Origin of the sequence: Aureimonas fodinaquatilis (assembly GCF_008369445.1) — a bacterium.
Taxonomy (GTDB): Bacteria; Pseudomonadota; Alphaproteobacteria; order Rhizobiales; family Rhizobiaceae; genus Aureimonas; species Aureimonas fodinaquatilis.
Genome location: NZ_VTWH01000002.1, coordinates 16,662 through 38,688, shown reverse-complemented (window position 1 = coordinate 38,688; position 22,027 = coordinate 16,662). Strand labels below are relative to the sequence as shown.

Below are 22,027 nucleotides of genomic sequence, written 5' to 3'. Positions count from 1 at the left end.
CCGGTACAAGCACCGGGATCTGTAGCCAATGGACGTCGTAATCGTCGAATCGCCGGCAAAAGCGAAGACGATCAATAAGTATCTGGGTAACAACTTCAAAGTTATCGCTTCTTTTGGCCATGTGCGTGACCTGCCAGCCAAAGACGGGTCGGTGCGCCCTGATGAAGATTTTCAGATGGAATGGGAGGTCGACAAGCCTGCCCAGAAGCGCCTGAACGAGATTGCACAGGCAGTGAAGGCTGCCGATGGCCTTATTCTGGCAACTGACCCTGACAGAGAGGGTGAGGCCATTTCCTGGCATGTGCTGGAGATTTTGAAACAGAAACGTGTTCTGGGCCAGAAGCCGGTGCGCCGCGTGGTGTTCAACGCCATCACCAAAAAAGCCGTGCTGGACGCCATGGCCAACCCGCGTGAAATTGATGTGCCCCTGGTCGATGCCTATCTGGCGCGCCGGGCACTGGACTATCTGGTGGGTTTCACGCTTTCGCCGGTGCTTTGGCGCAAACTGCCCGGCGCACGCTCTGCCGGCCGCGTGCAATCAGTCGCGCTGCGGCTGGTTTGCGATCGCGAAAGTGAAATCGAGCGGTTTGTTTCAGAAGAATACTGGCAGATCGGTGCGCAGCTTCAAACGCCGCGCATCGAGGACTTTGTTGCCCGCATTACCGGTTTTGAGGGCGAGAAACTGACGCGAATGTCGATTGGCAATGCAGATCGCGCCAATCAGATCCGCGCCATGCTGGAGGGGGCCAGCTTTCGCGCTGAAAGCGTTGAGGCCAAGCCGACAAAGCGCAATCCGGGCCCGCCTTTCACCACCTCGACACTGCAGCAGGCAGCATCCGCCAAGCTTGGCTTTTCCGCCTCACGCACCATGCAGGTTGCTCAGCGGCTTTACGAAGGCCTGGACATTGGCGGTGAAACGGTTGGTCTCATCACCTATATGCGTACGGATGGTGTGCAGATAGCACCGGAAGCCATTGCAGATGCTCGTTCGGCAATTGCTGCAACATTCGGCGAAAAATACCTGCCTGAAAAACCACGCTATTATTCCAGCAAGGCCAAGAATGCGCAGGAAGCGCACGAAGCCATTCGCCCGACAGGGTTTGACCGTCTGCCGCGGGACATGGAGCGTTTTCTCGATAAGGACCAGGCGCGGCTTTATGACCTCATCTGGAAGCGGGCGATCGCCAGCCAGATGGCGTCTGCCGAAATTGAGCGCACTACGGTTGAAATTCTGGCACAGAACGGTGCGCGCCACGCCAGTCTGCGCGCCACAGGGTCGGTCATCCGGTTCGACGGCTTCATTGGCGCCTATGTCGAACATCGGGATGACAGCGCACCGGCCGGCCAATCCTCCGATGATGATGATGATTCCGCCCGTTTGCCGGAAATCCGCGCTGGAGAGGATTTGAAGCGTCTGGCGATCAATGCAAGTCAGCACTTTACCGAGCCGCCGCCGCGCTATTCAGAAGCCTCGCTCATCAAGAAAATGGAAGAGCTGGGCATCGGGCGGCCTTCAACCTATGCCGCAACGCTGCAAACCCTGCAGGACCGGGAATACATCGTTCAGGACAAGCGCAAGCTGCTGCCGGATTCCAAAGGACGGCTGGTTACAGCGTTTCTGCACAACTTCTTCGACAAATATGTCGAGTATGATTTCACTGCCGATCTTGAGGGGCAGCTCGACCGGATTTCCGCCGGTGAGCTGTCGTGGAAAGAAGTGCTGCGTGATTTCTGGAAGGACTTCTCCTCTCAGGTTGACCAGACAAAGGAATTGCGCGTTACAGACGTTCTGGACGCGTTGAATGAGGAACTGGCACCTCTGGTCTTTCCTGCCCGGGAAGATGGCGGAGAACCGAGAACCTGCCCCCGCTGCAATTCCGGCGCATTGTCTTTGAAGCTTGGCAAGTTCGGTGCCTTTGTTGGCTGCTCCAACTATCCTGAATGCGGTTATACACGGCAACTGGGCAGCAACCTCAGTGCAGAAGCGGCAGGTGAAGCTGTCAATGAGCCGAGCGAGCTTGGCACTGACCCGCAAACCGGTGAGGCAATCACCCTGCGTTCCGGCCGGTTTGGCCCCTATGTCCAGCGCGGCGAAGGCAAGGAGGCAAAACGCTCATCATTGCCCAAGGGCTGGCTGCCTTCTGAAATGGATCTTGAAAAAGCCTTGCAGTTGCTGAACCTGCCACGTGAGGTTGGTCTGCACCCGGAAAGCGGCAAACCAATCCTGGCAGGCCTGGGCCGTTACGGACCGTTTCTCCAGCATGATGGTGCCTATGCCAATCTTGAATCGGTGGATGAGGTGTTCACCGTAGGCCTCAATCGGGCCGTAACCGTCATTGCCGAGAAAAAAGAACGCGGCGGGCGCGGAGCCCGCTCGGCACCGGCGGCCTTGGCCACGTTAGGCGAACATCCGACATTTGGCGGCTCCATCACGGTGCGCGATGGCCGGTTTGGACCCTATGTCAATGTTGGCAAAATCAACGCCACATTGCCCAAAGGCAAGGACCCGGCCTCGGTTACGCTGGAAGAAGCCATTCAGATTTTGAACGAACGGGCGGAAAAAACCGGGACCGGGACGAAGAAGCCCGCGACCAGGAAAGCGCCCGCCAAAAAGGCGGCGGCCAGCAGAACCGCAAAGGCCAAGCCCGCGGCAAAGGCAACCAAAGCCAAGGCCCCGGCTAAAGCAACGAAGAAAAAGGCGGAATGAGCAAAATGGCACGCCGGGATAGAGGCAAACCGCAAGCGCCGGAACTGAACCGCGAGGCGATTCTGCGCTTTATTGCCGAAAATCCCGGGCGCGCCACGAAGCGGGATCTGGCCAAGGCCTTTGGCGTCAAAGGCGGCGCGCGTATCGAATTGAAAACGCTTCTGGCCGAGTTGCAATCTGAAGGCGTGGTGGAAGGTGGGCGCAAGCACTATTCTGCGCCGGGCGAATTGCCGAAGATCGGCGTGGCGGAAATTCGCCACCGCGATGATGAAGGCGGCCTTCTGGCAGAGCCTGCTGGCTGGGATGAAGAGGCACGAGGCCCGCGTCCACGGTTCAGGGTTATTCAGACCAGCGGCAACACCGCCGGAATTGGCGATCGAATTCTTGCGCATTTTGATTATGACAATGAGGATGGGCCGACCGCTCGCACCATTCGCGTATTGGAAAAGCGCGGCGGCTCGGCCCTTGGCGTTTTCCGCAGCAACAATTTCGGTGGTGGGCGAATAGAGCCGGTAGAACGGCGTCAACTGGAATATCGAGTTGCGCCCGACGAGACAGGCGGCGCCAAGGATGGCGATCTGGTGGAGGTGGAGCCGCACCGCGTTGCACGTGCGGGGCTGCCTTCGGCTCGGGTGGTTGAGGTCATCGGCTCGCTCGGTACCGAGCGCGCCATATCCAGCATTGCCCTGCATGCTCATTCCATTCCGTATGTTTTTCCACAGGCCGTGCTGGACGAGGCGGAAAAAGCCACGGCTGCCACGATGGACCACCGTGAAGACTGGCGCGATGTGCCATTGATCACCATTGATCCGCGCGACGCCAAAGACCATGACGACGCAGTTTATGCAGAGCCGGACAGTGACGTTGCCAACCCGGGCGGCTTCATCGTCACCGTGGCCATTGCCGATGTGTCATGGTATGTGCGGCCCGGTTCCAAACTGGATGCGGAGGCCTTGCTGCGCGGCAATTCGGTGTATTTCCCGGACCGCGTTGTGCCAATGCTGCCAGAGCGCATCTCCAATGATCTCTGCTCACTGCGAGAGGGCGTGGACCGCCCTGCTCTCGCCGTTCGCATGGTGTTTGGCAAGGATGGCTCCAAACGCCGGCACCATTTTCATCGGATCATGATGCGCAGCCACGCGCGACTGTCCTATGAACAGGCACAAGCGGCGGTGGATGGCGCTGAGGGTGATGTCAGCGCGGATATGGTGGCAAATGTGCTGCGCCCGCTTTGGGAAGCCTATCAGGCCCTGCACACGGCAAGGCTGCACCGTCAGCCGCTGGATCTTGACCTGCCGGAGCGCAAAATATTGCTGCGGCCTGACGGCAAGGTGGACAGGGTTGTTATTCCCGAGCGGCTGGATGCCCATCGCCTGATTGAGGAAATGATGATCCAGGCCAATGTGGCCGCTGCCGAGACACTGGAGGAAAAGCATCAGGCGTTGATATTCCGTGCCCATGATGCTCCGTCCATGGCACGGCTGGAAGCGTTGCGTGACTTTTTGCGCACACTGGACATGCCTCTGGCCAAAAGCGGCAGCCTTCGGCCTGCGCATTTCAACCATATACTGGCAAATGTTCGCGATACCGAGCATGAAAGCCTGGTGAATGAGGTGGTGCTGCGCTCTCAGAGCCAGGCAGTTTATGCGGTTGAGAATATCGGCCATTTCGGCCTGAACCTTGCGCGTTACGCGCATTTCACCTCGCCTATTCGCCGCTACGCGGATTTGATTGTGCACCGGGCACTGGTCAAGGCCCTTGGGCTGGGCGAAGGCGGCCTGAGTTCCGATGATGAAGCGTCAATGGAAGGCACCGCCGACACGATTTCAAAGGCCGAACGGCGGGCCATGGCAGCAGAGCGCGACACGGTGGACCGGTTGATAGCTCATCATCTTGCAGAGCATGTTGGCGACGAATTTGCCGGGCGCATCACCGGGGTGACGAAATCGGGCCTGTTTGTACAACTGCCAACATTTGGCGCAGATGGCTTTATCCCGATTTCGAGCCTGGGCAATGACTACTATCATTACGACGAAGCGGGCCATATGCTGGTCGGACAGCGCAGCCATCTGGGCTTCCGGCTGGGCGACAGTGTCATGGTTCGGCTGGTCGAAGCTGTGCCGCTTGCCGGGTCGATCCGCTTTGAAATGCTGAGCGAGCCGCGCAAATTGCCCGGTGCAACGGCCTCATTTCATAAAGCGAGAAGCCGACTGCGCCGCCCGGGTGACAGGCCAAAGGAAAAACGCAGGAAAGGCCGATGAGCAACAAAGGTGACATCACTCTGCAGCTTGGCGGCGAGAAATCTGCGACAGATGCAGGGGCCCCCCGTCCGCTGATGCCAGCTTTGTGGAGTGGTTTTTTGTGCCGTTGCCCGAATTGCAACAAGGGCAGATTGTTTTCGGGCTTTTTGCGCAGTGTGGATCATTGCCAGGTCTGTGGTGAGGTTTACCACCATCAGCGAGCCGATGACCTGCCGCCCTATATCACCATTTTTGTGGTCGGGCATATTGTCGTGGCGCTGTTCATGGCAGCGGAGCAGTTGCTGGATTTGCCTTTGTGGGGCCACCTGGCCATCTGGGTTCCATTAACGACAGTCATGACAATAGGCCTCATGCAGCCGGTCAAAGGTGCCACCATCGCCCTGCAATGGGCCTTGCGGTTGCATGGGTTCGACAAGAACAGCAAAGAGCAGCATTGACGAACACCGGAGCGGAGCGGAGTTGCCTGCCGTTGAAACGTCACCGTTTCAACGAGAAATGCTCAGCCTCTTTGTTTTGTCGCATTGTCTTGCCTTTGAAACGTGACCGTTTCAACGAGAAATGCTCAGCCTCTTTGTTTTGTCGCATTGTCTTGCCGTTGAAACGTAACCGTTTCAACGAGAAATGCTCTAGGACAGGTTCATGACATCCGCACCAACTTCAAAACCTGCCATTCGAGATGCTGCGTCGCTGTTTATCGTCGATGACCGCGGCTCAGAACCGCTTATTCTGGTTGGTCGCCGTGCACACACCCACATTTTCATGGCTGGAAAAACCGTATTCCCCGGCGGTAGGGTGGACCCGGAAGATCTGCGTCTGGCACGGCAGTTTCGACTTGATGGGCCCGCAGAAGAAAGACTAACCGCCCAGACCACACGTCGTTTCTCCGCCACCCGCCCGGTTGCCCTGGCTCTGGCTGCCATTCGCGAAACTTATGAGGAAACCGGCGTGATGATTGGCCACAAAGGTCAGTTCGAGACCGCCAGTCCGGCATGGCAGCCCTTTAACCAGTCGTCGGTTATCCCCGCTCCGGAACTGCTGACGCCAGTGGCTCGGGCCATCACGCCCCCTGGCCTGCCCCGACGATACGACACGCGTTTTTTTGCTGTCAGCGCGCGCAGCATTGCCTGGCACACCCCGGATGGTGCCTTGCCGACCAATGAGTTGACGAGTGTGGAGTGGATGTCGCTGCCAAGGCTGGCGGAAGAGCCTCTGGCTGACATCACACGCATCATTCTGGCGGCGCTGGTTGAAAGAATGGAAAGCGGCGCGCTCTATGACCCGACGCATCCAATGGTGTTCCATCGCCGCCGAAATGGCGCATTCTGCCGCGCCCTGATTTAACAGTTTGCCATAAACCTGCTTTAGAGCGTTTCATGCGATCTCTCGTTCCACTGAACTGCTCTGCACTCTTTGTTTGTCGCATTATCCTGCCGTACCAGCGATTCCGCCTCAACGGGAAATGCCATTAAAGTCGTATCCGATGAACAGTGATAACAAGTCCCTTGAAATAGATACGGTAGATTGGCTTGGCGCGGGGGCGGCAATCGCATCCATAACCGCTGTCGGCGTGGCTCTGGGCCTGGGCCTGCCGCTGCTCAGCGTCATTCTGGAACAGCGCGGCTTCTCCTCCACCGTCATTGGCTTCAACACCGCCGTTGCCGGGCTGGCATCCATTCTGGCCACCCCGCTGACAACGCCCATCGCCCGGCGTCTGGGCGTTCGGCTGACCATGCTGATCTGCATTCTGGCTGCCGCGATTTCCGCACTGGGTTTCTACTATTTTACATCCCTTTTGGCCTGGACACTGCTGCGGCTGGTGTTCCACTTCAGCGTCACCACCATGTTTGTCCTGTCCGAATTCTGGATCAACATGGCGGCGCCACCAAAACGGCGCGGGCTGATCCTCGGAATTTACGCCACATCGCTGGCACTCGGATTCGCCGCCGGCCCATTTGTTTTTTCGCAGGTTGGCTCCCAGGGCATCACCCCCTTTGCCATTGGCGCATCCGTTTTGCTCGCCTCTGCCGTGCCACTTATTGCGGCATGGAATCGAGAGCCACCCCTGACAAAAACCCACAAAGGCTCCGGCTTTCGCCGCCACCTGTTTTCTGTTCCGGCTGCAACCGGTGCTGTGCTGGTGTTTGGCGCAGTGGAAGCTGGCGGTTTTGCGCTGTTTCCCATATTCGGCAGCAGGCTTGGCATGGACGAAGCGTCTGCCGCGCAATTGCTGACGGCGGTCGGGCTCGGCAGCGTCGCATTGCAAATTCCCATTGGCCTTATCAGCGACAGGGTGCGTGACAGACGCAGCCTCCTCCTGCTGTTCGCAGGAATAGGGTTGGCAGGCTCATTGGTCCTGCCGCTCATCAGCGGTAGCTGGTGGGCAATGGCCGTTGTGCTGTTCGGGTGGGGCGGTGTTGTCGCTGGTCTATACACCGTAGGCCTTGCGCATCTGGGCTCTCGCCTGTCGGGCCATGATCTGGCATCGGCCAATGCAGCGTTCATTTTCTGTTATTCAATGGGAATGTTGATCGGGCCACAGCTCATTGGTGGCTCTATGGATGTGTTCGGAACCAGCGGTTTCGCATGGTCCTTGGCCAGTATGTTTGCCGCATATTTTATTTTCATGGCGTTCAGGCTTGCCAGAATACGCCGCAGACCTTGACTTCCGGCTGTGTTTAAGTAGTGTCCGCCGCTGAATACCGGCGGTGGGGACTCCGTTCTGCCGGTCCCCCCTGCAAGATGGATTGACCGTTATGGCGAAGGCTACAACCATTAAAATCAAGCTGCTCAGCACCGCTGACACTGGCTTTTTCTATGTCACCACCAAAAACAGCCGTACCATGACGGACAAGATGGTGAAGACAAAGTACGACCCGGTTGCGCGCAAGCACGTTGAATTCCGGGAAGCGAAGATCAAGTAATCTTCGACTTTCAGCGCTTTTACAGCTGCATTATCAGAGCATTTTCGCCAATTTTTTCAATGGCGTTGATGCTCTGATTTTTTGTGCTGGCATCATAATCGCTGCTGGCCGGATGTGCGGTGCGTTTCGTGAAATCTCTCGATCGCCTGCAAAGCTGCCGGCCGTCTGATTGCGTGCATTTGCCGCTCTGAAAAACGGTTTCGGCAGGAAATGCTTCAGTCGCCAAGAAACTGTTTTATGGTTTCGATGAAGCGCGTCACGGAAATGGGCTTTGAAATGTAGGCCTCGCATCCGCCCTGCATGATTCTCTCTTCATCGCCCTTCATGGCGAATGCCGTAACGGCAATGATGGGAATCGATTTCAGCTCTGCGTCGGCTTTGATGGTTCTGGTGACATCCAGACCGGAAATTTCGGGCAGCTGAATGTCCATCAAAATCAGGTCTGGTCGCGTTTCACGCGCCAGCTCCACAGCTTTCAAACCGCTGCGCGTCTGCACGGTGTCATAGCCATGTGCTTCAATCAGATCGCGAAACAGCTTCATATTAAGCTCATTATCTTCGACGATCATTACGGTCTTCGACATCCGCAAAACTCCACTACCGTGCTGATGTTGCGGACAGGCGAGTTTCTCACGCATCCTGCCATCGAGTCGTAACCTGATATCATTTAAGAATTGAGAATCGATCAACGTTCAAAATTTCGGATCTTTGTTTATGATTCATTCAGACAATTCTCGCATCAACACCGCCAACGGTGCTGGAGCACAGGAAATCGGCGTTTCAGCGCTGACATTTCTGGCGCAGGATCCGATATTGTTGCAGCGTTTTCTCGCCCTTTCAGGACTCACAGTTGCAGATTTACGGCAGGCAGCACAAGAGCCGGCCTTTTTTGCCGGGTTGCTGGATTTTATCATGGGGCATGAGAAGACTTTGATGGAATTTGCCGAGTTCGCCAATATCAGCCCGGCCACTGTCGGCGCTGCCCGTGCGACATTTCGGCAAGTGTTTGGTGATGCCGAGTAATGGCCAATCGCAAACCCGTGACAGCAGGCCCGGCCCTGTCCGAGCTGAAACCGGAGAAGCCGCACCTTCTGGTTCTGGATATTGATGAGGTTGTGCTGCAATTCATCGACCCGTTTGTTTCAATTCTGAATGAAAACGGCGCGACGCTGCATCCGGAAGAGTTCAAACTCACCGGTTCGGCAAAATCCATGTCCACCGGGCAGGCACTTGGCGGCAATGAACTGAAACAACTGGTGATGCGGCTGTACGACGAACAGGAGACGCGCCAGCCACTTGTGCCGGGGGCAGCCAGCGCTCTGGCCAATCTGTCCGAACATGCCGACATTGTTTTTCTGACGGCAATGACGCCGAGCTACCATGCCAGACGGCGTCAGTATCTCGATGCATCCGGCCTGAATTTTCCGATGATAGCGACCGAAAGGCCAAAGGGCTCGGTCATCCACGAACTGGCGCAGCTCTGGACCGGACCAATTGCATTTGTCGATGATCTGCCGTCCAATCTGGCGGAGGTGCGCCGCAGTGCGCCGGATACGGGCCTTCTGCACTTCATGGCCAGCAAGCTGTTCTGGCCCTATTTGCCAGCCCTTCCATCCGGTGTGCAAAGCGCCAGAACCTGGCCGCAGGCAGAGACAATGATCCGGCAGTTGCTGGGGCACACTTCATGATTTTTGACCGGGACGAGGCTGAACGTCGATGAACCAGGAGGCAAAGGCAGTCATTTGCCGCGATTGTCTGAGCATGCAGTTGCAGTCTGCTCAGCGTTGCGGCCAGTGTGGCAGCCCGCGTCTTCTGCGCCACGCCGAACTGTTTGATCTTGCGATTGCCCATATTGATTGCGACGCCTTTTACGCATCGGTTGAAAAGCGTGACCGGCCCGATCTGGCAGACAAACCTTTGATTATTGGAGGCAGGCAACGCGGGGTTGTTCTGACCTGCTGCTACAATGCGCGCATTTTTGGCGTGCGTTCGGCAATGCCTATGTTTCAGGCCCTGAAACTCTGCCCGCATGCCACGATCATTCGCCCGGACATGGCGAAATATGCGGCGGTGGGGCGTGAGGTGCGGGAAAGAATGCGCACGCTGACACCGCTGGTCGAACCGCTGTCAATCGACGAAGCCTTTCTTGATCTTTCTGGCACAGAAAAGCTGCACAAGGCACCGCCGGCCTTGTCTTTGGCACGTCTGGCCTTTGAAATTGAACGGGATCTGCGAATTTCGGTGTCGATAGGGCTTTCGCACAACAAGTTTCTGGCAAAGCTGGCATCGGACCTGCAAAAACCCCGAGGCTTTTCAGTCATTGGACGGGAGGAAACACTCAGCTTTCTGGCGCAGCGCCCGGTCACGTCGATTTGGGGCGTTGGCGCTGCAATGGAAAAGACGCTGAGAGAAAATGGCATAACCCGCATTGGCCAGTTGCAGGAAATGGAGCAGGAAAATCTGATGCGTCGATATGGTGTCATTGGGCAACGCCTGTGGCGGCTGTCGCGTGGAATTGATCATCGGCAGGTGACACCGCATTCCGAAGCCAAGAGCATTTCAGCAGAAACCACGTTTAACGCCGACCTTTCCACCGCGTCCGAGCTTTTGCCGGAACTGCGCCGCCTTTGTGAAAAGGTTGCCAGCCGTTTGAAGAAAACCGAACTTGCAGGCACAACGGTTGTTCTGAAACTCAAGACTGCGCAGTTTCAAAGCCGCACGCGCAACCGCAAGCTCAGCGACCCGACGCGGCTGGCCGATAGATTGTTTGCCCATGGGCGGGAGCTTTTGCTGAAAGAACTGGACGGCACCAAATTCCGGCTTCTGGGCATTGGCTGCAACGAATTTGCACCTGCCCATCTGGCAGATCCGCCCGATATGCTGGATGCAGGGCTGGCCAGACGCGCCAAGGCAGAAGAAGCGCTGGAAATCCTGCGCGGAAAATTTGGCGATAATGCCATTGAGACCGGCTACACATTTCGCGGTCCCAAACCCAAGGAATAGAGCAAGGTGTAAAGGATGCTGGCGTTCTGACTCAGGTCAGTTCAACATCAATAACGCCGGGTGCAGCTTTGATGGCACCCGCCATTTGCGGTGACACGCGGAAATGGCCGGGCAAATTGATTTCCACCTCGCGCTCACCATTGTTCTGCACCAGAACAAGCGCCACCGTGCTGTCGCCGCCTTCCTTCAACTGGCCGCGAAAACTGTCCAGGGGCTTGGCGTCCCGCATAAAAATGCGCAGGCCCTTCTGCATTTTCATCGCTTCAGTTTCAAGGCTGTGCACAGTCTGCGCCCGCAGCGAAATGCCTTCCGGCCGTTCTTCCGCAGACACTGCAATGATGACAGAAGCACCGGCCTCCAGCATATCGCGATAGGTGACCAGAGTTTCCGTGAACATCACAACTTCAAACTGTCCGGTCGGATCGGAAAGCTGGACAATGCCGATCTTGCCGCCAGTTCGCGTGCGCCGCTCCTGCCGCGAGGTCACCGTGCCGGCCACGCGGCCTGCAGTGGCGCCTTTTTTCACCGCTGCAACAAGCTCGGCATGGCTTTGTACATTCAACCGGCGCAGCACGTCCTTGTACTCATCCAGAGGGTGGGCTGAAAGATAGAAGCCCACGGCCTGAAACTCCCGCAGCAGCCGTTCGGCTGTTGTCCAAAGCGCTGAATCTTTCAATCGCAAAGGCTCAGGTCCGGAGCCCGCACCGCCGAACATGTCGTGCTGGCCAGACGCGCGTCCTTCATGGATCATTGCCGAATAAGCCGCCAGACTGTCGATGTTGCCGCTCAACCTCGCGCGGTCATGGCCAAAGCAATCCAGCGCACCCGCTGAAATCAGACCTTCCAGCGTGCGCCGGTTGACAATCTTGGGATCAATACGGGCACAAAAATCTTCCAGAGAGGCAAACAGTCCGTTCTGGCGCTCTGCTACAATATGCTCCACCGCGTGCTCGCCAATCCCCTTGATGGCGGCCAGTGAATAGAAAATCCGGCCATTGTCCACTTCAAATGCCCGGAACGAGGTTTGGACGGATGGGGGAACCACCTCTATGCCAAGACGCCCCGCATCTGAACGAAAATCGTTCAGCTTGTCGGTGTTGCCCATATCCAGCGTCATTGAAGCCGCCAGAAATTCTGTCGGGTAATTCGCCTTTAAGTAGGCCGTATGATAGGCGACCAGCGCATAGGCTGCGGCGTGACTTTTGTTGAAGCCATAATCCGCAAACTTTGCCAGCAAATCAAAAATTGTGTTGGCCTGCCCCTTGGCAATCCCCCGCTCGACCGCGCCGTCCACAAAACGCACGCGCTGCGTGTCCATTTCTGCGCGGATTTTCTTGCCCATGGCACGGCGAAGCAAATCCGCCTCGCCCAGCGAATAGCCGGATAGAACCTGGGCGATCTGCATCACCTGTTCCTGATAAACAATGACGCCCTGCGTTTCGCGAAGAATTGGCTCGATCTTCGGATGAATGATCTCGACCTCTTCCTCCTTGTGCTTGCGCGCATTGTAGACAGGGATATTTTCCATCGGACCGGGGCGATACAAGGCCACCAGCGCAATGATGTCTTCAAAACAGTCGGGCCGCATGCCTATCAGCGCTTTGCGCATGCCCGCAGATTCCACCTGGAACACGCCCACGGTTTCGCCGCGCGACAATATTTCGAAGCTTTTCGGGTCATCCAGCGGAATAGCGCCCAGGTCAATATCCACCCCGCGCCGGGCAATCAACTGCACCGCAGTCTGCAATGTGGTCAGGGTTTTCAAGCCCAGAAAGTCGAACTTGACCAGACCTGCCTGTTCAACCCATTTCATGTTGAACTGGGTGACCGGCATGTCTGAACGCGGGTCGCGATACATTGGCACAAGCTGCGAAAGCGGCCTGTCGCCGATCACGATGCCGGCCGCGTGGGTGGACGCGTGCCGATAAAGCCCCTCCAGCTTGAGAGCGATGGAGATAAGCCTGTCCACCACCTCTTCACTCTCGCGCGCTTCCTGCAGGCGCGGCTCTTCTTCCAGCGCCTGGGCCAGCGTTACGGGATTGGCCGGGTTGGCCGGCACCAGTTTGCAAAGCTTGTCCACATGGCCATAGCTCATTTCCAGTACGCGGCCCACATCGCGCAAAACAGCGCGCGCCTGCATGGAACCGAACGTGATGATCTGCGCCACCTGTTCACGGCCATATTTCTGCTGGACGTATTGAATGACCTCTTCCCGGCGGTCCTGACAGAAGTCGATATCAAAATCCGGCATGGAAACGCGATCCGGATTCAGAAAGCGCTCGAACAGAAGTGAGAAGCGCAGCGGATCCAGATCGGTGATGGTCAAGGCATAGGCAACCAGCGATCCCGCGCCCGAACCACGGCCCGGCCCAACCGGTATGCCATTGGCCTTGGCCCATTTGATAAAGTCGGCAACGATGAGAAAATAGCCGGGAAACTTCATTTTCTCGATAACGGTCAGCTCAAAGTCCAGGCGCTGCCGGTAGCTGTCTTCGGTTTCTCCCGGGGCAACAGCGTGCGCGCGCAACCGCTCTTCAAGCCCCTCCTCTGCCTGCCGCCGCAACTCAGCCGCCTCGGCAATTTCCGCCGCTTCCGCCTGCTCATCTCCGCTGGTAAAGCGCGGCAAAATCGGCTTGCGAGATTGCGGACGGTAGGAGCAGCGTCTGGCAATTTCTATGGTGTTTTCCAGCGCTTCAGGCAGATCGGCAAACAGCTTTGCCATGTCTTCCTGCGATTTCAGGCAATGATCGGGGGTCAGCCGCCGCCGGTCTTCGTGGCTGACCAGCCGGTTTTCTGCCACCGCAACCAGTGCGTCATGCGCATCAAAATCATCCTGGCAGAAGAAGAATGGTTCATTCGTGGCAACAAGCGGTATGCCGAGATCATAGGCCAGTTCAACACTTTGCAATTCAGTGCGTTTGCCGCGCCGCTCATGGCGCTGCAACTCCAGATATAGCCTGTCGCCGTAAATTTCCTGCAGCAGCAAAAGCCTGCTGCGCGCCATTGCCGGTTTGTTTCCGGCAATCGCAGTACCAATCGGCCCAAGCGGGCCGCCCGTCAGGCAGATAACGCCAGCGGCGTGCTGCTGCAGCCAGGATGCCAGAACATGCGGACGGTGGTCGCCGCCATGGCGCAGATAGGCCATGGATACGACTTCGACCAGATTTTCGTAGCCGATTTCATCTGCCGCGATCAGAACCAGTGGTGCCGAGCTGGCAACAGCTTCCCGCTCCCTTCCGCTTGAAAGGTCTGCATCACCGTCCTGAAAATCCACCTCAATCTGGCAGCCGACAATTGGCTGAATGCCGGATTTTGCCGCTTTCTCGGAAAACTCCAGAGCGCCAAAAAGATTGTTGGTGTCAGCTATGCCAATGGCAGGCATGCCATCGGATTTGGCATATTTCACAATCTGGTCAACGCGCAGGGCACCTTCCAGCAGTGAATAAGCACTGTGCACGCGCAGATGAATGAATTTCAGCGGTTTGCCTGATCCGGCTGTTGCGTCATTCACGGCGACACTCCTGCTTTGATGCTGCCTTTACATAATACCGCTTTGTCTCAGCGTCTTCCCCTCCAGCGGACATTCCACCGGAATTGCTTACAAGGCGTGCAGGACCAGCGAGAACGAAACCACAAAGCCGGACAGAACAGTTAACGAGAGAAGCTCACGAACGAATGCCATATTCTCATTCCTTTCCCTATTTGTTCGCTTAATGTTCTCTTTTTGTTGAACTGAGTCAAGCCGATCTGCGAAATTTGAAATTATTGGTTAATAAAAAAGCCCCTGGCTTTCACCAGAGGCTCTGAAAACCCGGCGCGGCGTATTGCCAGCCGAAACCTGATTTCCGCTTCAGTCTTCCAGATCAATATCCAGAATGGTCATGGTGAAGTGGTAGGAAAGTTCCCCCTCATCCGTGTCCTTGGCAATCAGACCCGCGAACTCTCCGCCAATGTAAACCTCGGCAGTGTCGCCGCTTTTCTTTGGCAACGCCCGTACTTCAATATCGGCCGCCTTGAAGGTTTTCTTCAGATAGGCTTCGACTTTTTTAATCTCATCACCCTTCACGGGCTTCTCCTCAAATCAGGTCCGGCATCACGCCGGATTGCTTGTTTTACGCGGCTCAGCATCCTTGCCGAAGCACTGGTTCATGGTACGCGCCGGCTCTGAGCAGCCAGAGGTTCCAATAACTTTCGCGGGAATGCCCGCAACGGTGGAATTGCACGGCACGTCTTTCAAAACGACCGAACCCGCGGCAATGCGCGAGCATTTGCCAACCGTGATGTTGCCCAGAATTTTTGCGCCTGCGCCAATCAGCACACCATCGCCGATTTTCGGGTGCCGGTCGCCGAACTCCTTGCCGGTGCCACCCAAGGTGACTTCCTGCAATATGGAAACATTGTCACCGATCTGCGCGGTCATGCCGACAACCAGCCCGGTGGCGTGATCGAGAAAAATGCCGCGTCCCATTTTCATTGCAGGGTGAATATCTGTCTGGAAGGCAGCCGATGAACGCGATTGCAGATACAGGGCAAAATCATGCCGGCCACTGTTCCAAAGCCAGTGCGCCAACCTGTGCGTTTGAATTGCGTGAAAACCTTTGAAGTACAGGAGCGGCTCCAGATAACGCTCGCACGCCGGGTCGCGGTCAAACACTGCCTGAATATCGGTGCGCAGCATCTGCGCAAAGGATTTGTCGGCAATGAACATCTGGCCATAGGCATGGTCTATCAGCACGGCAGGCAGATCCGGATGGTCCAGTCGCTGCGAAATGCGGTGCGCCATCGCTGCTTCCAGCGTGTCGTGGTTCAAAACCGTTGCGTAAATGAACCCGCTCAGTGCCGGTTCCTTTTCGCTTGCCGCCAGCGCCTCATCCCGCACGCGTGCCCAGATCGGATCCACCGACTGAAGTCGATCCTGATATGGTTTGTTGGAAACGCTCATGGTCCTGCCTTTCCTGCCCCGCGCCCGATAGCTAAACTTTAGATAGATATCCGCCGACGCATTAACAGTGATAGCCTCAATTAAACGACTAGTCCGCCAGAGTGAACCCGTTTTCGTTCAGAAAGCGCAGCACTTCAGCTTTAAAGGTGCGATCGCCCACTGCCAGCATGTGATCGCGCCCTGCAATATCAAAAGCATGCGCATTGGGCATAAGATTGGCAAGCTTTTGCGCCGAGCCGGCAATATCATCGCGAGTGCCGACGCCGATCAGCACCGGAACGGTGATGGTTGCCACTTCATCGGCGCTCGGCTCTTCACGCGATGTGCTGATACAGGCCGCCAGCGCCAGCCGGTCGCTCCGCGTTCTATCGGCAAAACTGCGGAACATGCGGCCGCGCTCATCCGTCACATCAGCCAGCGATGGTGCAAGCAAGGCTTCTGCAATCGGGTCCCAGTCACCAACACCGTCGATCAATCCATAGCCCAGCCCACCCAAAACCAGTGCGGCGACACGGCTTTGGTAATGCAGGGCCGCATAAGCGCTCACACGTGCGCCCATCGAATAGCCGAAAAACACCGCGCGTTCGAGGTTCAGATGCTCCAGCAGCGCATCCGCATCGCTGGCCATGGCCCGCGGTGTGTAAAAGCTTGCATCATGCGGCTTGGCGCTCTTGCCATGCCCCCGGTGGTCGAACGCAATAACGCGCAACCCGGCCTTAGTCAGCGTATCGACCCAGCCCGGCTCCTGCCAGTTGACCAGAATCGATGACGCAAAGCCGTGCACCAACATCACCGGGAAGCCGTCACGCGGACCTTCATCGATATAATGCAGTTCCAGGCCTTCATGCTGAAAAAACGCCATTCTCGCCACCATCCGCTTCAGATGAGGCGTCATAACCCGCAATCGGTCATATGTACCAGTGCTTTGCTGCATAAGATGGTTGCGGCCTTTTCATAGCCGGGTTGTTTCATGTATGGTCCGGCCAATTCATTCAGCAATCGGAGACGGTCCTCATGGCCGGGCATGCAACCCCACATTTTCAGAACGATTCCGGCCACGAGACGATTGAGATCGGGGTCAAGGAGTTCATGTGCGTGGGGGCAATCCCGCCATTTGATCACCCGCATATCTACCTCGACATGGGCGATGACAGCGAAAAGGTCTGCCCTTATTGCTCGACGCTCTACCGTTTTAATGCGGCCCTTTCCTACAAGGAAACTGTGCCGGCAGGCAGCTTTTACGACGACCAAGCCATAAAAGCTGCCTGAAGGTGCGCAGCGCCACGATTGCCGGTGCTGGAATTGCAGGGCTGACGGCAGCACTCTGCCTTGCCCGGACCGGCTATCAGGTTGATATCTTCGAGCGCGCAACAGAAATTTTGCCGGTTGGCGCCGGTTTGCAGCTTTCTGCCAATGCGTTGCGTGTCATCCAGCGCCTTGGCTGTCTGGAAGAGCTGCAGGCTCTGGCATCAGAGGCTGACACTGTCACCCTTCGCAGCGGCAGTTCCGGTCGCATCATCGCCACCGTTCCCGTGCGCTCGCAAGATGGCACACCCTATCTCTCTGTACACAGGGCGGATCTACACCGTGTCCTGTTCTCAGAGGTTACGGCCAATCCACAAATAAGGTTGCATCTGGGCACAGGCGTTACAGGCGTCGAGTTGCGTGAAAACCATGCAGCGCTGACACTGGAATCTGACGGCAGAGTGTCCAGCCATGATACACCGCTGCTTGTGGCGGCAGATGGCATTCATTCCGCCATTGCTGAAAGCCAGGGTTTCGCGAGTCCGATCCGATCCGGCTTCACCGCATCTCGCATGATATTGCCAGCCAGTGCGGCCAATCACCGGCTTGCCACCGTGGAGGCATGGGTCGGCTCTGCGCGACACGCCGTGTCTTACCCCATCCATTCCGGCACGGCGATCAATCTGGTTTTCATTAGCCCTGACATGCCCGATGCGGATGATAGCGGGCATAAAACCGCCCTGCTGCAACAGTTCTCGCACTGGAACAGCGAGTTGGCGCAACTGATGCAGATCGCCGATTATGTCGGTCAATGGCCTCTATCAACTGCGCCTGTGCAAAGGCCTTACCACATTAATGGCGTGGTCGCTTTTGTTGGTGATGCAGCTCATGCCATGCTGCCCTTTGCCGCGCAGGGGGCGGCCATGGCAATCGAAGACGCCGCTGTTCTGGCCCACTGCCTGCACACATATGGCAAGGATGCGCTGGCACAGTATGAAGCGCAGCGGCGACCGCGCATCACGAAGGTTTTGAAGCGCGTTCGCTTTCACGACGTCATGTACCATATGCCGAAACCACTGAGTTATGGTCGCGACCTTGCCTTGCGTCTGACACCTAAGGAAAAATTGCGCAGCACCTTGGGCTGGCTCTATGACTGGCAACCGCCCGAGTTCTGATCACAGGCGATCGTAAAATCGCATGTGAGGCTCCAGGCTCAACTTGTGTCGTCCTGAGTATTTGGCGAAGAGTCGGACGCCAGAAAGTTTCCGAAAGACTGCATTCCATCAACATAGCTGGCCAGAATTTTGACACCCACCATGATTGGCACGGCCAGAAACATTCCGGTTATGCCCCAGATCCACCCCCAGAACGCCACTGAGAGAAACACCGCCGCCGCATTCATCTCCAACCGGCGACCCACCACCAGCGGCGTGATGAACTGACCTTCAATCGACGTGCAGGCAAAATATAGAACTACAGGTATCAGCGCCGTGGTGACGTCGCCAAATTCTGCCAGAGCGACAACACCCACCAGCCCCAGGCCGACAATAGCACCGATGTAGGGAACGAAGTTCAGAATTGCCGCCAGCGCACCAAACACCGCAGGTGTGGGCATGTTGACGAGCCAGAGCACAAAGCCGATGGCAAAGCCGAGGCATATATTGATCAGAGTGATGGTGAAAAGATAACGCGACAGCTCTTTTTCGATGGCGTGGGCGATCGAGAGCGCTTTTTTCTTGTCAGAGAATGTCGGCATGGTCTGGACAAGCTTTGAGTGAAACAAATCTCCCGAAGCGAGCAGAAAGAACAGAAATATCAGCGCAAAAGCAATTCCAGCCAACATCTGCGGCGCTGTGGTGGCGGCGCTGTCCAATAGTGATGGCGATCGGACGATGACTTCCTGCGGCACATCTTCCTGCGGTACGTCTACTGCAACCTCCGTTTGTTCCTGTACCGCATGGCGAGCTCTGGTCAGCTGGTTAAAGCGGCGGCGAACTTCCGATATTTCATCATCGACAGCCTGAGCATAGGTTGGGGCGTTGCGCACAATCTGAGTCATCGGATCGCTGAGCGCATAGAACATGGCGGTGAACCCGACCAGGGTGCCTACAACCAGAACAATCGCCGTGATTGGTTCCGGAATGCGAAGGCGTCGCCTCGCAAAACGAACAATCGGGCTGAGCACCAGCGCGAACAGGATTGCGAACACCACCGGAAGAAGAAAACTGGCTGTGAGGTAGAGAGCCCCACCCAGCAATATCAGAAATATGCCGATGACGGCCCATCTGGGGCCAACCTGCACCGTCTGTTTGGTTACAAGGCCGATATTAGGCGCAACAACAGTTTTGCGCTCCGGCGGCTGAACTGGTCCCGACACACCATCCCCCAATATCGATGCAAGCTACCACACAACGCTCTTCAACGCTGAGCGTTCCTTGCGTCTTCACAAAGGGCTGATAATAAAAAACGCCCGGTCCTGATCGGAACCGGGCGTCACGTTGAAAGACGCGCTGGCCTGGCACTGTTCCCATAGAGAACAGTACCCAGCCGACTTGCTAATGCAGAATTTGCGACAGGAACAGCTTGGTGCGCTCATGTTGCGGGTTGCGGAAAAATTCTTCCGGCACATTCTGCTCAACAATCTGGCCAGCATCCATGAAGATAACCCGATCCGCCACCTGCCGGGCAAAGCCCATTTCGTGCGTTACGCAGACCATGGTCATGCCCTCTTCCGCCAGGCCAACCATGACGTCCAGCACTTCCTTGATCATTTCCGGATCCAGCGCCGAGGTTGGCTCGTCAAACAGCATCACCTTTGGGCTCATGCACAGGGAACGCGCAATTGCCACACGCTGTTGCTGACCGCCGGAAAGCTGGCCGGGATACTTGTGCGCCTGATCGGGAATTTTCACCCGTGTCAGATAATGCATCGCAATTTCCTCGGCCTTGGCCTTGGGCATTTTGCGAACCCAGATCGGGGCCAGTGTGCAGTTTTCCAGAATTGTCAGATGCGGGAAAAGATTGAAGTGCTGGAACACCATGCCAACCTCGCGGCGCACGACATCAATCTTCTTGAGATCGTTTGTCAGCTCCACACCGTCAACAATGATCTGGCCCTTCTGATGCTCTTCCAAACGGTTGATACAGCGAATGGCTGTGGACTTGCCCGAGCCGGATGGGCCGCAGACCACGATGCGCTCACCTGTCTGAACCGTCAGGTTGATGTCACGCAGCACGTGAAACTCACCATACCACTTGTTGACATTGATCAGTTGAATGGCGGGAGCAGTTGATTTTGCCGTGTTAGCAGCTTTTGCCTCAGCACTCATTCGGGCACTCCGTAAATGGGGTTCTGGAAAAAGTCGCCGTTGCGACCGCGCGTAGGTTCAGCAGCATCATCGCTTATGACCTGTGCTGAGACGGCGTTCCATGTAGATAGAATAGCGGGACATGGCAAAGCAGAAGAGCCAGAAGACAAAACCCGCAAAGACAAGGCCGGTGGCCGGTGTGGACGGTGTGATCCAGACAGGATCGTTGAAGCCACGGCGCACGGTGCCGAGCAAGTCGGCCAGCCCGATGATGTAGACAAGGCTGGTATCCTTGAACAGCCCGATGAAGGTGTTCACAATACCCGGAATGACCAGACGCAGCGCCTGCGGCAGAATGATCATCCGCATTTTCTGCCAATAGGTCAGCGCCATGGCATCGGCGCCCTCGTACTGACCCTTGGGGATGGCCTGCAATCCACCGCGAATGACCTCTGCCATATAGGCAGCGGAGAACAGCGACACGCCAACCAGAACACGCAGAAGCTGGTTGAACGAAACACCGCTTGGCAAAAACAGTGGCAGCATGAAGTTTGCCATGAACAGCACGGTGATCAACGGAACACCGCGCCAGAATTCAATGAAGATGACCGACATCAGGCGCACCGCGGGCATTTGCGACTGGCGGCCAAGCGCCAGAAGAATGCCGAGCGGCAGCGATGCCACAATACCCACCACCGCAACGACCAGCGTTACAAGCAAACCGCCCCAGATGCTGGTGGCAACCTGCGGCAAGCCAAAATTTGCCGTCAGCACAAAGGGCAGAAGCACGGCGACCGCCACCGGGGTCAATAATCCCAGGGCAAGGCGCTTGCGCTCCGCAGTTAGCGCCACGGCCAGAACTGCTGCAATGATGGCGCCGAATGCCAGGTAGAATGAGGCAGCCGATACCAGTGTGAAGCGGTATGTTAAAATGGTGATGCGGCCGGAGGATACGACCCAGTTGGCCATGAAGGCCAGAATGGAAAGAACCAGCAGGATTTTAGCCAGTTTCATCAGCCCATGACTGTTCACCAACGGGCTTCTGCCAACTGCCAGAGACAGCGTTGCGGCAGCCGCCATAATGAAGAACAGAGCCAGTGTTGTGCCGCCAAGTGAATAGCGTCCACCCGTCAGCAGCACCAGTGCAATCGGCGGAAACACGCCAAACAGCAGGATGGCGTTCAAGCGCTTGTAGGGCACACGCGGTATCGCCAGGGCCACCAGCAGCGCGGCGAACACGGCGAACACAACATCCACGCGCCAGCGTTCTGCCACTGGATACAGGCCGTAGATAAACTGACTGAAGCGCGCCTTGATGAATGCCCAGCAGGCCCCTACTTCGCGACCTTCCTGCGGCAGGCAGGCCTGGCGATCCGTGCCTTCAAACACGGCATTGGCGATCCCCCACATATACAACTGCCAGGCAACGTAGAACGATGCAGCCAGAAGGATGGTGGACATGATCGCATCAACCGGCGTGGCAAAAAGATTGGTGCGCAGCCAGCCCAAAACGCCAGCTTCGCTGGCCGGAGGCGGCAGAGGTTGTTTCTGCTCCCGCGCGACAAAAGCTGAGTTCAGATCTACCATCGGCTTAAAATCCATACACAAGATACTGTTTTCAATCGAAAATTTTGCACCCT

19 protein-coding genes are annotated in these 22,027 nt (G+C 56.6%); 11 read left to right on the top strand and 8 right to left on the bottom strand.

Features of this window, described 5'->3' with window-relative positions; genetic code table 11:
- Window positions 1-28: 28 nt before the first annotated feature.
- The 6 genes from topA (at window position 29) to rpmG (ending at window position 7,889) form a co-directional block, all read left to right on the top strand.
- Entirely contained in the window at window positions 29-2,707 is a 2,679-nt protein-coding gene (gene topA / locus FPY71_RS06240) for a type I DNA topoisomerase (RefSeq protein ID WP_149298822.1), read from the top strand.
- Window positions 2,708-2,712: 5 nt separating this feature from the next.
- Window positions 2,713-4,968 (top strand): ribonuclease R, encoded by a 2,256-nt coding sequence (gene rnr, locus FPY71_RS06235; RefSeq protein WP_149300506.1) that lies wholly within the window; start codon window positions 2,713-2,715, stop codon window positions 4,966-4,968.
- The gene (locus FPY71_RS06230; protein WP_149298820.1) at window positions 4,965-5,405 is read left to right on the top strand and encodes a DUF983 domain-containing protein; all 441 of its coding nucleotides are present in this window, start codon (window positions 4,965-4,967) and stop codon (window positions 5,403-5,405) included. Before rnr ends, FPY71_RS06230 begins: the two co-directional genes overlap by 4 nt.
- Window positions 5,406-5,607: 202 nt before the next feature.
- Window positions 5,608-6,309 (top strand): NUDIX hydrolase, encoded by a 702-nt coding sequence (locus FPY71_RS06225; protein WP_149298818.1) that lies wholly within the window; start codon window positions 5,608-5,610, stop codon window positions 6,307-6,309.
- A 139-nt stretch (window positions 6,310-6,448) separates the two neighbouring features.
- On the top strand, window positions 6,449-7,630 hold the full coding sequence (locus tag FPY71_RS06220; RefSeq protein ID WP_149298816.1) for an MFS transporter: 1,182 nt from the start codon (window positions 6,449-6,451) through the stop codon (window positions 7,628-7,630).
- A 91-nt stretch (window positions 7,631-7,721) separates the two neighbouring features.
- Entirely contained in the window at window positions 7,722-7,889 is a 168-nt protein-coding gene (rpmG, locus tag FPY71_RS06215) for a 50S ribosomal protein L33 (RefSeq protein ID WP_149298814.1), read from the top strand.
- Between the two features lie 215 nt (window positions 7,890-8,104).
- Here the strand turns inward: rpmG and FPY71_RS06210 are convergent, their stop codons facing one another.
- Window positions 8,105-8,473: a response regulator gene (locus FPY71_RS06210; RefSeq protein WP_149298812.1), complete on the bottom strand. Its 369-nt coding sequence runs from the start codon at window positions 8,471-8,473 to the stop codon at window positions 8,105-8,107.
- A gap of 130 nt (window positions 8,474-8,603) precedes the next feature.
- Here FPY71_RS06210 and FPY71_RS06205 point away from each other — a divergent pair, with 130 nt between their 5' ends.
- From FPY71_RS06205 to FPY71_RS06195, 3 genes are read left to right on the top strand one after another with little or no spacing between them, the layout of a single operon-like run.
- Window positions 8,604-8,912, top strand: coding sequence for a DUF3572 domain-containing protein (locus FPY71_RS06205; RefSeq protein ID WP_149298810.1), 309 nt, complete (start codon window positions 8,604-8,606; stop codon window positions 8,910-8,912).
- On the top strand, window positions 8,912-9,577 hold the full coding sequence (locus FPY71_RS06200) for a hypothetical protein (protein WP_149298808.1): 666 nt from the start codon (window positions 8,912-8,914) through the stop codon (window positions 9,575-9,577). The genes FPY71_RS06205 and FPY71_RS06200 overlap by 1 nt, the downstream gene beginning before the upstream one ends.
- A 28-nt stretch (window positions 9,578-9,605) precedes the next feature.
- The gene (locus FPY71_RS06195; protein ID WP_149298806.1) at window positions 9,606-10,892 is read left to right on the top strand and encodes a DNA polymerase IV; all 1,287 of its coding nucleotides are present in this window, start codon (window positions 9,606-9,608) and stop codon (window positions 10,890-10,892) included.
- A 31-nt stretch (window positions 10,893-10,923) separates the two neighbouring features.
- Here FPY71_RS06195 and dnaE read toward each other — a convergent pair whose 3' ends face one another.
- The 4 genes from dnaE to FPY71_RS06175 all read right to left on the bottom strand — a co-directional run bounded on the left by dnaE (window position 10,924) and on the right by FPY71_RS06175 (window position 16,696).
- Window positions 10,924-14,403 carry a DNA polymerase III subunit alpha gene (dnaE, locus tag FPY71_RS06190; protein ID WP_149298804.1) on the bottom strand — a complete coding sequence of 1,160 codons (3,480 nt, stop codon included), beginning with the start codon at window positions 14,401-14,403 and terminating at the stop codon, window positions 10,924-10,926.
- A gap of 339 nt (window positions 14,404-14,742) precedes the next feature.
- Complete coding sequence (locus FPY71_RS06185; protein ID WP_149298802.1) at window positions 14,743-14,958, bottom strand: DUF3126 family protein; 216 nt, start codon at window positions 14,956-14,958, stop codon at window positions 14,743-14,745.
- Between the two features lie 27 nt (window positions 14,959-14,985).
- Entirely contained in the window at window positions 14,986-15,834 is an 849-nt protein-coding gene (gene cysE / locus FPY71_RS06180; protein ID WP_149298800.1) for a serine O-acetyltransferase, read from the bottom strand.
- An 88-nt stretch (window positions 15,835-15,922) separates the two neighbouring features.
- Window positions 15,923-16,696, bottom strand: coding sequence for an alpha/beta fold hydrolase (locus FPY71_RS06175; RefSeq protein ID WP_149298798.1), 774 nt, complete (start codon window positions 16,694-16,696; stop codon window positions 15,923-15,925).
- Window positions 16,697-16,848: 152 nt separating this feature from the next.
- Here FPY71_RS06175 and FPY71_RS06170 point away from each other — a divergent pair, with 152 nt between their 5' ends.
- Window positions 16,849-17,103 carry a zinc-finger domain-containing protein gene (locus FPY71_RS06170; RefSeq protein WP_149298796.1) on the top strand — a complete coding sequence of 85 codons (255 nt, stop codon included), beginning with the start codon at window positions 16,849-16,851 and terminating at the stop codon, window positions 17,101-17,103.
- Between the two features lie 2 nt (window positions 17,104-17,105).
- Complete coding sequence (locus tag FPY71_RS06165) at window positions 17,106-18,254, top strand: FAD-dependent monooxygenase (protein WP_188052239.1); 1,149 nt, start codon at window positions 17,106-17,108, stop codon at window positions 18,252-18,254.
- 38 nt (window positions 18,255-18,292) lie between these two features.
- Here the strand turns inward: FPY71_RS06165 and FPY71_RS06160 are convergent, their stop codons facing one another.
- The 3 genes from FPY71_RS06160 to FPY71_RS06150 all read right to left on the bottom strand — a co-directional run bounded on the left by FPY71_RS06160 (window position 18,293) and on the right by FPY71_RS06150 (window position 21,974).
- A complete protein-coding gene (locus FPY71_RS06160; RefSeq protein ID WP_149298792.1) occupies window positions 18,293-19,456 on the bottom strand; it encodes an AI-2E family transporter in 1,164 nt (387 codons plus the stop codon).
- Window positions 19,457-19,634: 178 nt separating this feature from the next.
- The gene (locus FPY71_RS06155) at window positions 19,635-20,408 is read right to left on the bottom strand and encodes an amino acid ABC transporter ATP-binding protein (RefSeq protein WP_149298790.1); all 774 of its coding nucleotides are present in this window, start codon (window positions 20,406-20,408) and stop codon (window positions 19,635-19,637) included.
- Between the two features lie 66 nt (window positions 20,409-20,474).
- Window positions 20,475-21,974 carry an amino acid ABC transporter permease gene (locus FPY71_RS06150; RefSeq protein ID WP_149298789.1) on the bottom strand — a complete coding sequence of 500 codons (1,500 nt, stop codon included), beginning with the start codon at window positions 21,972-21,974 and terminating at the stop codon, window positions 20,475-20,477.
- Between the last annotated feature and the right edge of the window lie 53 nt (window positions 21,975-22,027).

Coding starts and splice junctions, on each gene's coding strand:
- FPY71_RS06155 (WP_149298790.1), bottom strand. CDS start 20,408: ATGAGTGCTGAGGCAAAAGCTGCTAACACGGCAAAATCAACTGCTCCC.
- FPY71_RS06195 (WP_149298806.1), top strand. CDS start 9,606: ATGAACCAGGAGGCAAAGGCAGTCATTTGCCGCGATTGTCTGAGCATG.
- cysE (WP_149298800.1), bottom strand. CDS start 15,834: ATGAGCGTTTCCAACAAACCATATCAGGATCGACTTCAGTCGGTGGAT.
- FPY71_RS06175 (WP_149298798.1), bottom strand. CDS start 16,696: ATGGCGTTTTTTCAGCATGAAGGCCTGGAACTGCATTATATCGATGAA.
- rnr (WP_149300506.1), top strand. CDS start 2,713: ATGGCACGCCGGGATAGAGGCAAACCGCAAGCGCCGGAACTGAACCGC.
- FPY71_RS06200 (WP_149298808.1), top strand. CDS start 8,912: ATGGCCAATCGCAAACCCGTGACAGCAGGCCCGGCCCTGTCCGAGCTG.
- topA (WP_149298822.1), top strand. CDS start 29: ATGGACGTCGTAATCGTCGAATCGCCGGCAAAAGCGAAGACGATCAAT.
- rpmG (WP_149298814.1), top strand. CDS start 7,722: ATGGCGAAGGCTACAACCATTAAAATCAAGCTGCTCAGCACCGCTGAC.
- FPY71_RS06210 (WP_149298812.1), bottom strand. CDS start 8,473: ATGTCGAAGACCGTAATGATCGTCGAAGATAATGAGCTTAATATGAAG.
- FPY71_RS06205 (WP_149298810.1), top strand. CDS start 8,604: ATGATTCATTCAGACAATTCTCGCATCAACACCGCCAACGGTGCTGGA.
- FPY71_RS06230 (WP_149298820.1), top strand. CDS start 4,965: ATGAGCAACAAAGGTGACATCACTCTGCAGCTTGGCGGCGAGAAATCT.
- FPY71_RS06170 (WP_149298796.1), top strand. CDS start 16,849: ATGGCCGGGCATGCAACCCCACATTTTCAGAACGATTCCGGCCACGAG.
- FPY71_RS06220 (WP_149298816.1), top strand. CDS start 6,449: ATGAACAGTGATAACAAGTCCCTTGAAATAGATACGGTAGATTGGCTT.
- FPY71_RS06150 (WP_149298789.1), bottom strand. CDS start 21,974: ATGGTAGATCTGAACTCAGCTTTTGTCGCGCGGGAGCAGAAACAACCT.
- FPY71_RS06225 (WP_149298818.1), top strand. CDS start 5,608: ATGACATCCGCACCAACTTCAAAACCTGCCATTCGAGATGCTGCGTCG.